Source organism: Pantoea sp. JK, assembly GCF_026130245.1.
GTDB classification, from domain to species: domain Bacteria; phylum Pseudomonadota; class Gammaproteobacteria; order Enterobacterales; family Enterobacteriaceae; genus Pantoea; species Pantoea trifolii.
In genome coordinates, this window is sequence record NZ_JAINFN010000001.1 from 646,717 (window position 1) to 659,439 (window position 12,723).

Annotated in this window: 12 protein-coding genes and 3 tRNA genes; 5 read left to right on the top strand and 10 right to left on the bottom strand. The window is 52.0% G+C overall.

Annotation, left to right across the window (positions count from 1 at the left end; translation table 11 throughout):
- Positions 1-148 precede the first annotated feature (148 nt).
- Positions 149-1,648, top strand: a complete 1,500-nt coding sequence (locus PanJK_RS03155) for a SulP family inorganic anion transporter (protein WP_265297116.1) — start codon at positions 149-151, stop codon at positions 1,646-1,648.
- Positions 1,649-1,814: 166 nt separating this feature from the next.
- Positions 1,815-1,985, top strand: a complete 171-nt coding sequence (locus tag PanJK_RS03160; protein WP_265297117.1) for a hypothetical protein — start codon at positions 1,815-1,817, stop codon at positions 1,983-1,985.
- Between the two features lie 127 nt (positions 1,986-2,112).
- Here PanJK_RS03160 and PanJK_RS03165 read toward each other — a convergent pair.
- The 6 genes from PanJK_RS03165 to uvrY form a co-directional block, all read right to left on the bottom strand.
- Positions 2,113-2,198 (bottom strand) — tRNA-Leu (locus tag PanJK_RS03165).
- Between the two features lie 11 nt (positions 2,199-2,209).
- Positions 2,210-2,283, bottom strand: a tRNA-Cys gene (locus PanJK_RS03170).
- Positions 2,284-2,325: 42 nt separating this feature from the next.
- Positions 2,326-2,401 (bottom strand) — tRNA-Gly (locus PanJK_RS03175).
- Positions 2,402-2,671: 270 nt separating this feature from the next.
- On the bottom strand, positions 2,672-3,220 hold the full coding sequence (pgsA, locus tag PanJK_RS03180; protein ID WP_265297118.1) for a CDP-diacylglycerol--glycerol-3-phosphate 3-phosphatidyltransferase: 549 nt from the start codon (positions 3,218-3,220) through the stop codon (positions 2,672-2,674).
- A 68-nt stretch (positions 3,221-3,288) separates the two neighbouring features.
- Positions 3,289-5,121 carry an excinuclease ABC subunit UvrC gene (gene uvrC / locus PanJK_RS03185; protein WP_265297119.1) on the bottom strand — a complete coding sequence of 611 codons (1,833 nt, stop codon included), beginning with the start codon at positions 5,119-5,121 and terminating at the stop codon, positions 3,289-3,291.
- On the bottom strand, positions 5,114-5,773 hold the full coding sequence (gene uvrY, locus PanJK_RS03190) for a UvrY/SirA/GacA family response regulator transcription factor (RefSeq protein ID WP_008102320.1): 660 nt from the start codon (positions 5,771-5,773) through the stop codon (positions 5,114-5,116). The genes uvrC and uvrY overlap by 8 nt, the downstream gene beginning before the upstream one ends.
- A 430-nt stretch (positions 5,774-6,203) precedes the next feature.
- On the opposite strand from uvrY, the gene PanJK_RS03195 reads away from it, so the two are divergent.
- Positions 6,204-6,431: a DUF2594 family protein gene (locus PanJK_RS03195; RefSeq protein WP_007887303.1), complete on the top strand. Its 228-nt coding sequence runs from the start codon at positions 6,204-6,206 to the stop codon at positions 6,429-6,431.
- Between the two features lie 32 nt (positions 6,432-6,463).
- Here the strand turns inward: PanJK_RS03195 and PanJK_RS03200 are convergent, their stop codons facing one another.
- Positions 6,464-7,075 carry an acyl-homoserine-lactone synthase gene (locus PanJK_RS03200; RefSeq protein WP_256698392.1) on the bottom strand — a complete coding sequence of 204 codons (612 nt, stop codon included), beginning with the start codon at positions 7,073-7,075 and terminating at the stop codon, positions 6,464-6,466.
- A 121-nt stretch (positions 7,076-7,196) separates the two neighbouring features.
- Positions 7,197-7,919 carry a transcriptional regulator SdiA gene (gene sdiA / locus PanJK_RS03205; protein WP_256696141.1) on the bottom strand — a complete coding sequence of 241 codons (723 nt, stop codon included), beginning with the start codon at positions 7,917-7,919 and terminating at the stop codon, positions 7,197-7,199.
- Between the two features lie 565 nt (positions 7,920-8,484).
- Here sdiA and PanJK_RS03210 point away from each other — a divergent pair.
- On the top strand, positions 8,485-9,159 hold the full coding sequence (locus PanJK_RS03210; RefSeq protein ID WP_265297120.1) for a DUF4396 domain-containing protein: 675 nt from the start codon (positions 8,485-8,487) through the stop codon (positions 9,157-9,159).
- Here PanJK_RS03210 and PanJK_RS03215 read toward each other — a convergent pair whose 3' ends face one another.
- A complete protein-coding gene (locus PanJK_RS03215; protein ID WP_256696139.1) occupies positions 9,160-9,858 on the bottom strand; it encodes an extensin family protein in 699 nt (232 codons plus the stop codon). It lies immediately after the preceding gene.
- A gap of 408 nt (positions 9,859-10,266) precedes the next feature.
- Between PanJK_RS03215 and cycA the strand changes: the two genes are divergently transcribed.
- Positions 10,267-11,658: a D-serine/D-alanine/glycine transporter gene (cycA, locus tag PanJK_RS03220; RefSeq protein WP_265297121.1), complete on the top strand. Its 1,392-nt coding sequence runs from the start codon at positions 10,267-10,269 to the stop codon at positions 11,656-11,658.
- Positions 11,659-11,737: 79 nt separating this feature from the next.
- Here the strand turns inward: cycA and PanJK_RS03225 are convergent, their stop codons facing one another.
- Complete coding sequence (locus tag PanJK_RS03225; RefSeq protein ID WP_265297122.1) at positions 11,738-12,712, bottom strand: metal-dependent hydrolase; 975 nt, start codon at positions 12,710-12,712, stop codon at positions 11,738-11,740.
- Positions 12,713-12,723: the final 11 nt, after the last annotated feature.

The window sequence follows — 12,723 nt, forward strand, 5'->3', positions numbered from 1 at the left end:
CGGATTCCAGGGATGGAATCACCCTCACCTGTCCCAACGCGCTAGCGTCTTACCTTATTGCCCGGTAACATCCTCTCTCGAAAATTCTAACTGGTTACTGCCGTACCGCGACGGTATGCGCACAATAATAAAAGAGCCTGCACAATCTATGAGCCAACCAACTGAGCGCGCCACTGCGGTGGAGAGCGATATCACCGTGGGGCGCGTATTACGTTCGCCCGCCCTGCTAACCCGCGAGTGTCTGGCCGGCATTATTACCGCGCTGGCGCTGATCCCTGAAGTGATCTCCTTCTCCGTGATTGCCGGTGTCGATCCCAAAGTCAGCCTTGTGGCCTCGGTGGTGCTGTGCCTGACGCTGTCGATTCTCGGCGGCCGCCCGGCGATGGTTACCGCTGCAGCCGGTTCGGTGGCGCTGGTGATCGGCCCGATGGTGCATGCGCACGGCGTCGAATACATTCTGCCCGCCGTGATTATGGGCGGCGTTATCCAGATTATTTTTGGACTCGCTGGACTGTCGCGCATGATGCGCTATATCCCGCGCTCGGTAATGATCGGCTTCGTCAACGCCCTCGGCATCCTGATCTTCTTTGCGCAAGTCCCGCACGTTTGGGGCCAGTCCGCTTTGGTATGGGCACTGTTCGGCGTCACGCTGGCGATTGTTCTGCTGCTGCCGAAAGTGCTGAAAAGCGTCCCATCACCGCTGGTCGCGATTGTGGTGGTGACGGCTGTCGCGTTGCTGCTCGGCTATCGTGTACCAAATGTCGGCGATGAAGGGCCAATGACTGCTGGTCTGCCTGGCTTCACCACCTTATTGGTGCCAATCAATCTGCACACCCTGCAAATCATCTGGCCAACCGCCTTGAGCATCGCCTTTGTTGGCCTGATGGAATCGCTGCTGACCGCCAAACTGGTGGATGACATCACTGATACGCCTTCCGGTAAACGCCGCGAATCCTGGGCGCTCGGCGTTGGCAATATTCTGGCGGGCTTTTATGGCGGCATCGCCGGTTGCGCGATGATTGGTCAAACCATCGTTAACGTCGAGCTGGGCAAAGCACGTACGCGTATTTCGACTATCGCGGCGGGTATCGTGCTGCTGTTATTAGTGACCGGACTGAGCCAGATTATGGCGCAGATCCCAATGGTGGTGCTGGCGGGTATTATGATGGTAGTGGCAGTGAAAACCGTGAACTGGCATAGCCTGCAACCGGCAACGCTGAAACGCATGCCGTGGTCTGAAACCTTGGTGATGGTGCTGACGGTGGCGGTCACCGTGTGGACCGGCAACCTGGCGATTGGCGTACTGGTTGGTGTGATTCTGGCAATGATGCTGTTTGCGCGCCGCATCGCCCATGTGATTCACGCTGAACGTCGGTTGAGCGACGACGGTGAACAGGTCAATTACACCGTGCGCGGCCCGCTGTTCTTCGGCAGCAGCAATGATTTGTTTGAACACTTCAATTACGGCCACGATCCTAAAGCTGTCACCATCGATTTAACCCATGCGCAGATTTGGGACGCCTCCAGCGTGGCGGCACTCGATGCCATCGAATATCGCTATCAGCGCCATGGCGCGAAAGTTACCTTTATCGGGCTGGATAACCGCAGCAGCGATTTCCGCGAGCGGCTGAGTGGGAATCTGGGTTAGCAATTATTAGGATTGAGACGAAAAACGCCGAAAATTCGGCGTTTTTTATGCTTAACACCGCGCTTCGCTTGCGTAATGTGCTGTCACTGACTTTGCTTACCTTAAGGTCAATCCTTTGATCTCTAAGAGATTGGTTACTCAATCGCTCATTTATGAGGAGCAATAGATGAAAGTTTTAGTAAAAGCAGCATTGGTAACGTTAACGTTGGTCTCGCTGGCGGGCTGTATGCACAAAAGTGATGCGGTCGGCGGCGATGGTCGTCCACATGCGCCAAGTAACCAACCGGTGCCAGGCGCTAGCGAAGGTGCAGGTCCGGTAGGACAACCGCAATCGTAATGACTTGCCCGGCTTTGCCGGGTTTTTTATTGATTTAGGTAAAAGACAAAAACAAAAAAACCGCCCTTGGGCGGTTACGACATTACTGCTTATTGCTTTATTTTATTCGTTTTATCAACTGCGAATATGGTGCCCGGGGCGGGACTTGAACCCGCACAGCCATAAGCCGAGGGATTTTAAATCCCTTGTGTCTACCGATTTCACCACCCGGGCAGGGTTTAAATTGGAGGCGCGTCCCGGAGTCGAACCGAGGTAGACGGATTTGCAATCCGTTGCATGGCCACTCTGCCAACGCGCCTTTAATCTGATATGTAATCCGTTGAATACGAATTACTAAATTTGGAGCGGGAAACGAGACTCGAACTCGCGACCCCGACCTTGGCAAGGTCGTGCTCTACCAACTGAGCTATTCCCGCATAATCTTCGTCTTTCAATTTGTTGCTGCCTTAGCTTCCTTCACTCACACAGATCACTTACTGAAGTAAGCTCTCTGTGATTCGTTCAGTTGCTGCCTTGCTACAAACTGAAATACTCGATTCTGTATTTCTTCATCGAACTTACTGATTTCACTCAGCTTCTTGCATACTCGCTGCTGTTCGATGCGATGCATTCTACTTATCTGACGCAGTGAGTCAATATAATTATCCACACACTGCGTCCGTTTGCTGCTTTTTAAATCGCATCGATCAGCTATCGAGCAAATCGCCGCGCGCGGCGCTCAAATACTGGAACATTGACCAGAAAGTCAGCACCGCGGCGATGTACAGCGCAACCACACCCACGCCTACCACCGTGGCTTCAGGACGCCACAGCAAGGCAAACAGTGAGAACATTTGCGCGGTGGTTTTCACCTTGCCGATCCACGACACCGCCACGCTGCTGCGTTTGCCAATCTCCGCCATCCATTCACGCAGTGCAGAAATAATGATTTCGCGGGCGATCATGGTTGCCGCAGGCAGCGTAATCCACCACGCGTGGAAATGCTCAGCCACCAGCACCAGCGCAATCGCCACCAGCACTTTATCCGCCACCGGATCGAGGAACGCGCCAAAACGCGTGGTCTGCTTCCAGCGACGCGCTAAATAACCATCAAACCAGTCAGTGACCGCAGCAATCACAAAGATCAGTGCAGTAGCAAAAGGAGCCCATTGAAATGGCAGATAAAACGCCAGGACAAAGAAGGGAATAAGTACGACTCGAAACAGGGTAAGACACGTCGGAATGTTAAATTGCATATGCCAGTAACTGTCTGGTGTGAGTAGGGTTTCATGTATGTTCCTACATTGCCCCCCCTCTTTCAACGTTAGTGTTTCAGTGAGTAGTAGATTTTTTCCGCCAGCGCGGTAGAAATTCCCGGCACTTTGGCGATCTCATCGACGCTGGCGTTCATCAACGGTTGCAGGCCGCCCATATACTTGAGCAGCTGTTGGCGCCGTTTGGGTCCAACGCCTTCAATGCTTTCCAGTGCGCTGGTGTTCTTCACTTTGGCGCGTTTTTTTCGGTGACCTGAAATCGCATGATTGTGAGAGTCATCACGAATATGCTGGATCACATGCAGTGCAGGCGAGTCCGGCGGCAAAGAAACGCCCTCGCCTTCCGCTTCAAAGAACAGCGTTTCCAGCCCGGCTTTACGATCGCTGCCCTTCGCCACGCCGAGTAAAATCGGACGATCTTTATCCCACGGCACATTCAGCTCGGCGAACACCTGTTTCGCCTGCGCTAACTGGCCTTTACCGCCGTCGATAATAATCACGTCGGGGATTTTGTCCTCTTCCAGCGCTTTGCCATAACGACGGCGCAGCACCTGATTCATCGCCGCGTAATCATCGCCCGGCGTGATACCTTCAATGTTGTAGCGACGATAATCGGAACGCAGCGGGCCATCACGGTTGAACACCACGCACGACGCAATGGTTTGCTCGCCCATGGTATGGCTGATGTCGAAGCACTCCATGCGATGAATGGTGTCGAGCTCGAGGAACGTCGCCAGCGCTGCCAGACGCTGTTGAATGGTCGAGTGCTGCGACAGCTTGGTGACCAGCGCGGTTGCCGCATTGGTGCGCGCCAGTTTCAGGTAGCGCGCGCGGTCCCCACGCGGCTTACTTTGAATATTCACCTTGCGCCCCGCTAGCACGCTAAGCGATTCGGCCAGCAGCTCACGTTCTGGCAGATTAAAGTCCAGCAGGATTTCCGCCGGTAAAGTGCGCGCTTCACTGCCTTGCAGATAGAACTGGCCGACAAAGGTTTGCACCACTTCAGTCAGTTCGGTATCGGCGGGCACTTTCGGGAAGTAGCTGCGGCTGCCGAGCACTTTGCCCTGACGAATAAACAGCACGTGCAAACAAGCCATGCCGGCATCAAAGGCCACGCCCATCACATCCAGGTCTTCTCCTTGGTTGGAGACGAACTGCCGCTCGGTAACGCGCCTTACCGCCTGAATCTGATCGCGTAAGATCCCTGCTTCTTCAAAACGCAGTTCCTCACTGGCCTTTTCCATGCGCTTGACCAGCTGATTGATCACCTGATCATCTTTGCCCGCGAGGAACAGACGCACGTAATCGGTTTGCTGCGCATACTCCTCTTCGCTAACCAAACCCGAAACGCAGGGTCCAAGGCAGCGACCAATTTGATACTGCAAACACGGACGAGAACGGTTGCGATACACGCTGTTTTCACACTGGCGAATCGGGAATACCTTCTGCAGCAGCGCGAGGGTTTCACGCACCGCATAGCCGTTCGGAAACGGGCCAAAGTATTCGCCTTTGGCGTGCTTCGCGCCACGGTGCATCGCCAGACGCGGATGGCTATCGCCACTGAGGAAAATGTAAGGATAGGATTTGTCATCGCGCAGCAGCACGTTATAGCGCGGCTGGTAGAGCTTGATGTAGTTATGCTCTAGCAGCAGCGCTTCCGTTTCGGTGTGCGTCACGGTGACGTCGATGTTCTGGATGTTGCTGACCAGCACTTCAGTTTTGCGACTGCCCACCTGCGTACGGAAGTAGCTGGTCAGGCGCTTTTTAAGGTCTTTGGCTTTACCAACATAGATCACCGTGCCGGTCGCATCGTACATACGGTAGACGCCGGGTTGGCTGGTCACGGTGCTGAGAAAGGCTTTGGAATTGAAGACGTTACTCACTACTGATTAATGGCTCCGCATTGAACAAGCCATGTCGAATGGCCAAATGCGTTAACTCGACGTCGCCACTGATATTCAGCTTACTGAACATGCGATAGCGGTAACTGTTAACGGTTTTCGGGCTGAGGCTCAGCTGTTCGGAGATTTCCGTCACTTTCTGCCCGCGTGTGATCATCAGCATAATCTGCAATTCCCTTTCCGACAAACAGCTGAAGGGTGATTCGGCTTTTTGCGGTTCGATCTGGCTAAGTGCCATTTGCTGGGCAATATCCGAAGCGATATAGCGTTGCCCTGAATGCACCGAGCGAATCGCACTCACCACTTCCTGCGGCGCGGCGCCTTTACTGAGATAACCCGCTGCGCCCGCCTGCATCACCTTCGCCGGCAGTGGATTTTCGGTATGAATGGTGAGCATGATGATGCGGATATCCGGGTTAAAGCGCACAATTTTGCGTGTCGCTTCCAGGCCGCCAATACCCGGCATGTTCATGTCCATCAGCACTACGTCAACCGGATTACTGCGGCACCATTTTACGGCGTCTTCACCGCAGGCCGCTTCACCGGCAATGACGAGTCCTTTCATATCTTCCAGAATGCGGCGAATACCGGCGCGGACCAGTTCATGGTCATCAACAAGAAGCAGGCTGATCAACGGGACGTACTCCGCAGGTTAAGAAAGGGAAATATATTTCAGAGCGGCTATCTTACCGGTTTTCAGGTGGAAAAAACATCTATCGCCACAGATAAATCTCAAATGAAATGATGCAAATCAATAACATTCTTTTGATCTTGCTTTTATAGCACCGGGCGAAAGCATGCAAAAATGGATAAGTAAAATTACACCTAATATCATTAAGTTATAATTTATAGCTCGATTTTATTGCCACACTCAGTTTGCCGGATAAATATCAGCTCAACGCTAATTATGATTGCTGACGAATAGCGCAATGGGCAATTAAATAGCGGTTTGGCTTTTACCGCTTCGCCTACATTAAAATTCGTGTGACAACCCTATGATATACTCTCTTTTTACGCACAGGAAGAATGTGTCTACATCGAGTAATACCACCAAGGAGTCAATTATGAGTGATGAAGATTTCGCAACTTCACGAGACACGCAGGCGCTGGCAGACGAAGTCGCCTGTCTGAAAATGATGGTGACGCTGATTCTGAAAGGAATGGGACAGGCCGATGCCGGTAAGGTGATCATCAACATGGAGCGTTATGTGCAAGCTTCGTTAGGCGATAAGCCGCAGGCGGAAGTGTTTAATAATACGATTCGTCAAATCAAAACCGCTTACCGTCAGTAAGCGGTATGCCCCGCGCGCGATGCGCGGGGTATTTAGCTGTGCGATTGCCAGTTCACTGAAACACCCAGCGATGGCAGCACCTCTTCCGGGCTAAAGCGTCGCGTTCCACGATACTTCTCCGCCAGCGCAGGTTGATCAACCGGAATGCGAATAGCAAACAGATTGTCTTCAGATTGAATCAAGCCCGGTGAAAGCGGCTCGTAGACCACCTGATGCTGTTCAAACATCTTCTCAAGCATCGGCGTCGCCGAACTGATCAAAAACTCCATGCCGCTCAGTTCTGCTAATTGCACAGAGTGCCACAAAATACTCAGCGGCAGCTCTGCATCGACTTCAAGGCGCGCCGAGAAGCGCGACATTTCCCAAACCTTTTCCTGATCGAAAGGCAGAACAAAACCCTCAGGCACTTCAGGTTCATGCCATGGCAACAGACGTGCGCAACCGCAAATACCCTGACGTGCGTTCCAGGCAATCAGCCAGGTAACATCTGAACGATCAAACCGGTCGTACTCTTGTCCTGGCGTACTTAATCGTGGTGGAATAGACCACCCTTCGCCGCGCGCAAACACGCTGTAGCGATACGTTCCCAGTTCTGCCAACAGTGAGGACGGCATATCCTTAAGCTGTGTTTGAATTACTTTCATCATGCGCCTCTGACATCCCCATGTATGCAATGATTTCTTTGAGCCAGCCTGGCAACATTGCGCGCAGGGTAGACAACTGACACTGGAGAAGGAACTACTAAAATTAGTAGTTGCGTTTTCGCTATATCAGGCCAACCGCTGCGGCATAACAGGCAATCTGCGTTTTATTGGAAACATTAAAACGCTTTTGCATATTCTTTTGGTGAAAATTCACCGTATGTTCAGATATGGCTAAAATAAGTGAAATTTCCGCAGACGTTTTTCCTTCCGCCGTCCATTTCAGAATTTCTAATTCGCGCTGACTAAAATCGTTAGATAAAACGACCATAGAATCATCATTCAGACGCTTCAGCACGCGCAAACTCAGTTCCGCCAGAAGATGCAGTTTCACCTCTAGCTGTACACGTAAGTGTTGGGTCTTACTGTGAAGCGTCGATGCAATAGATAATATACCAATGGTACGATTGGGTGCCATTGCTGAGCAGGAAAAGCCGCTCATTAATCCTGCGGCGTTAGCTTCCGCCCATAAATTACCCGCACCAGTAAATAAATCGCGCGTCCATTCCACACCGCGTCCCGGCCGCTGACAGAGTAGCAGCACCGGATCGACCGTATAATAGTTCTCATTTTCGTAGCGTTTTACCCAGCTTTCCGGGTACGTACTAAACAAAAACAGGCGCGGCCGGGTAAAAGGCACCGGATGCTGAACCAAAAAAGCGAAGTAATCAAAACCCAGCTTTTCAATCTGCTGCTGCAATAGCGATTTCAAATGCGCTACTTGTGTTAGCGACAGAAATTCATTTTCCATTTCGCCTCGCCAGGCGAAATAATTATCGGTCGTCATTATTGCCTTAGCGCTGTTTCACGCTTTTACATTCTGAAATTGATTCTTGTTAACGCAAAAAAAATAAATTAGCCAGACAAAAAATATTGATTGAAAAGAGAGCATATTTGTCAGCAATGAGCATAACTCTCCTAATGTCAATGCGTTAACGTAAGGGAAATGTGTAAGTTCTCGCTATTTGTTAACAGGTTCACAACTTTAATTCCTCAGCAGATTAGAATAGGATTTTTCTGAAGTAGTTTCAATCACCCGTTTGATTGAAAATGGACGTTAGATTGATAAATTTTTAGCATCGTCAATAACTAAAATTAACGTGTGAAAAAGCACATTCTTTTGCTATCAACGGCATTTCTGCGTTGAATTAGTTTTGACTCGATCTTAATCCCATTTGTTTCTGCGGTTAAGATAATGCTTTTGGTAATAATGTGATTACTCTCATGCTGATTCACGGCTACGCTTAATACTCGCTGCATGAGAAATGAAGGCAAAGAGGCAATGGGATCAGTGCTGCCGAACGACTCAGGCGCATTGTCGTAGGTAGGTGGGAAACTTAGCGGAACCGACTATGTTGAACCAGTTGGCATTACCTTTCCTTGTTCTGGGCGGCTGTACTGCCCTGATGATTCTAAAAGACCTGTTACGCCATCCGCATCCTGTCGCGGTGATGAATATCATTTGGCCTGTTACTGGCTTGTATATGCCTTTTATTGGCTGGATAGCCTGGTGGTACTTAGGCCGTAAGCCATCACAACAGCAAAAACTTGCGCTGCTGGTTCCTCAAGAAATACGCAGTAATGCCAGTTGGCAAACCATATTTATTTCTACTTCATTATCTGCAGCGGCCTGTATATTCGGCGATATAATGACAATCCCGATAGTCACATTACTAAAACAATTTGCCTTTAATCCAACGATGGGGATACAGGCGCTTATTTGCATTATCGTTTCATTGTTCATCGGATTACTATTTCAATTCCTGGCGATTCGTCAACGTGAAAAACATTCATTTGGCGGCGCATTATTATTGGCGTTGAAAACCGAGATTTTCCCCCTGCTGATTTATCAATTAGGTATTTTTATCTTTATGGCGCTGGCCCTAAAGTTTGTGCTGCACGAGCAAGTCAATCCGCTGCTGGTGGCATTCTGGTTTATGCTGCAGCTGGCAATAATGATTGGCTTTATTTTCTCCTGGCCGGCTAATCATTTCCTGATAAAGCGTGGGCTTAATCCTGCAGTATAGCTAACGACAGTAACCTGTACCGCGCATGCCGAGATGAAAATGGCTGGCATGCGCAGCGTTGTAATCAGGGCCCAGCGCATTACCGAACGTGGCGCAGCCGTTACGCCACAGCGCATGCAGTCCTGCCGCCGCATCCTCCGGCTGTTGCCAGTTTTTCCCGACCTGTAACCAACGCCCGTTCGCCAGCTGAAATCCAGTGATATCCCAGGCATCAGCGCTGGCGTGCTCACTCAAACGCCCTTCCTGGCGATGATAGATATTGCGACAAGCGTAGCTGCCAACATGAGCAATGCGTTTCAGCGGGCTGTCAAAACCGGCCTGGCGTAACGCGCTATCGCTGTTAGTCACGAACATGGTGCTGGTCACCGCCATTGGACAGCTGGCGAGAAAACTGCTGCTAAGAGAAACATCGCCATAGCCGCTGATGCGTAACGGCTGTTCGATTGGACAATCACCCTGCATCGGCGGCACGGCGCGAAACTGCACCAGCTGCTGTTCGCTGGCTTGCCGCATCACCGCCATGCAGGCGGCCGGATCGCCACTTAGCTTTTTCAGCTTGTAGCGCGTCATCCAACCGGGCGGATCGGTAACGTTGAGTGGCGTGAAGGGATTCCACTGAGGCGGCAGATGGCTTTTTAACCACGGCAAACTGAGCCAGCCGCAAACAGCCAGCAACGCGACGGCGAACAGAGCGCGCACAATGCCTCACTTTTCCTGATGAAATGAACTAACAAGTGTAGAAGTCATGCGGATGGAAAGTGACGTAAATCGCTTAATTGTTGAAGATTTACGCAAAATGACTGCGCTTTAAACTCTGTAAATAATTACTGACACAGCAAAGCGCGTAAAAGGTCACAAAGGGGGAAAAACCATTACCGAAACTGCTTAGCTTTCCACTATCTTATGCCACTTGCCTATACAACGGCTCATAACGATTGCCCTAAATAATTCGAGCCGCAGGAAGGCGGCAAGTGTGTGAATCCTCAGGAGCTTACTTTAGTAAGTGACTGGGGTGAACACGCGTAGCCAACGCATCTGCGGCTCGAAGTATGACGGGCAAAACAGCCATTAGAGCTGACACAACATCCCGACAGGAAAGAATAATTTATGGTTGATCAATTAAAAGAGGCGCTCGTTGAGGCCGAACAGCCGGATAAGCTCCAGCGTAGCCTGCATAATCGCCACATTCAGCTAATTGCCATCGGTGGCGCCATCGGCACCGGGCTGTTTATGGGCTCGGGTAAAACCATCAGCCTCGCCGGGCCGTCGATCATTTTCGTCTATATGATCATTGGCTTTATGCTGTTCTTCGTCATGCGCGCCATGGGCGAACTGCTGTTATCCAACCTCGAATACAAATCCTTCAGCGATTTCGCCGCTGATTTACTTGGTCCGTGGGCGGGCTATTTTACCGGCTGGACATACTGGTTTTGTTGGGTGGTGACCGGCATTGCCGACGTAGTCGCCATCAGCGCCTATTTTCAGTTGTGGTTCCCGGACTTCTCCATCTGGATGAGCGCCCTTCTGTGCGTCTTTGTCTTCCTTGCGTTGAACATCGCCACGGTGAAGCTATTTGGTGAGATGGAATTCTGGTTCGCGATTATCAAAATCGTCGCCATTGTGGCACTGATTATTACCGGCATTGTGCTGGTGAGCATGCATTATCCGTCGCCGAACGGTGGCACCGCTTCCCTGAGCAATATCTGGGATCACGGCGGCATGTTCCCGAAAGGACTGAGCGGCTTCTTTGCCGGCTTCCAGATTGCGGTTTTCGCCTTTGTCGGTATTGAGCTGGTTGGCACTGCGGCAGCAGAAACCAAAGATCCGCACAAAGTTCTGCCACGCGCGATCAACGCCATTCCGCTGCGTATCATTATGTTTTACGTGCTGGCGCTGATGGTGATCATGGCGGTAACGCCGTGGAATCAGGTGCTGCCGAATCGCAGCCCGTTCGTTGAGATGTTTGTATTGATTGGCTTGCCTGCTGCTGCCAGCATCGTCAACTTCGTGGTACTGACCTCCGCCGCCTCTTCCGCCAATAGCGGAATCTTCTCCACTAGCCGCATGTTGTACGGTCTGGCGGAACAAGGCGTGGCGCATAAAGCCTTTGGTCGCCTCTCCGCGCGTGCGGTGCCAACCACCGGCCTGTTCTTCTCCTGCCTGTGTCTGCTGGCGGGCGTGGCGCTGATCTACCTGATTCCGGATGTGATGACGGTGTTCACCATGGTTACTACGGTGTCGGCGATTCTGTTTATGTTCGTCTGGACCATCATCCTGTGCAGCTATCTGGCGTACCGTAAGCAGCATCCACAGCGTCATGCCGAATCGACGTTCAAAATGCCGCTGGGTAAGTTTATGTGCTGGGCGTGCATGGCGTTCTTCGCCTTTGTGCTGGTGCTACTGACGCTGCAGGAAGATACCCGTCAGGCGCTGATGATAACGCCGCTGTGGTTTGTGATCTTGACCATGGGCTGGTTGCTGCGCCGCCGTAAAGCGTAAAACGTTAGTCGTAGGGTCGCCATTTATGGCGATCGATTCCCCATAAGCATTGGTCGCCATGAATGGCGACCCTACGGAATCAGAGTCGTTCGCGGAGTTTGTGCCATGCTTGCGACAGCGAGGGACGCATCGACGGTTCACGTTGTGGCGCGAGCGCTGGCGACTGCGGCGACCCCAGATTAAAAGTAAAGGTGTAATCCGGCTCTTCCCCCATGCGCAAATCGCTGATCAACGTACGATCGCCCTGCTGCTTCATCGCGTAAAAACCATGACTAAACCACGCCACACGCTCGGCATGCCATTGCCCTTTGAACGGCGTAAACAGCGCGGGCTGACGATCGTGCCAGCTGATTTGCAGCGGACGCTCCGGTGACAGTAGCGACCAATAGGCTTCGCCATAACGATCGGGCGTCATGATCACCATGCGCCACACCAGCGTATTAAATGCGGTCGGCGTCACCAGCAGTTGCTCCGGCTGCACCGATTGCTGCGTCAGCGCTTGCTCAATGTGCTGCGTCGCAATGCTCTGTGCCACCATGCTCCAGCCGAGATAGAGCGTACTCACCAATAATCCCGCCTGATTCCAGCGCAACCCCACCGCATCGCGTCGCCCCAAGGCAACCAGCAGCGCAATCAGCAACGGCAAGGTATACAGCGGATCGATGATGTACATGCTGCCAATGGCATAGGGGAAATCGGTGAGCGGTAGCCCAAGCTGCGTACCGTAAACGGTGGTGAGATCCAGCAGCGGATGCGTTATCAGCGCCAGCCACATCGCCAGCGTCCAGCCGCGCCAGTACGCGCGACTGCGTGTCGCACCGGCCACCAGCCAGCCGAGCAGCGGTGCAAATAAGGTGAGGAATATCAGCGCATGACTCTCGGTACGATGCAGCGTCATATTGCGGATGGCATCGCCGTGATCGATAAACACGTCGAGATCCGGCAAAGTGCCCGCCACCGCGCCCACCAGCGCGGCTTGCCACAGCGGAACGCGTTTGCCCATCACCGCAACGGTGACCGCCGCGCCTAACGTCAGTTGTGATAACGAATCCATGCACTCTCCTT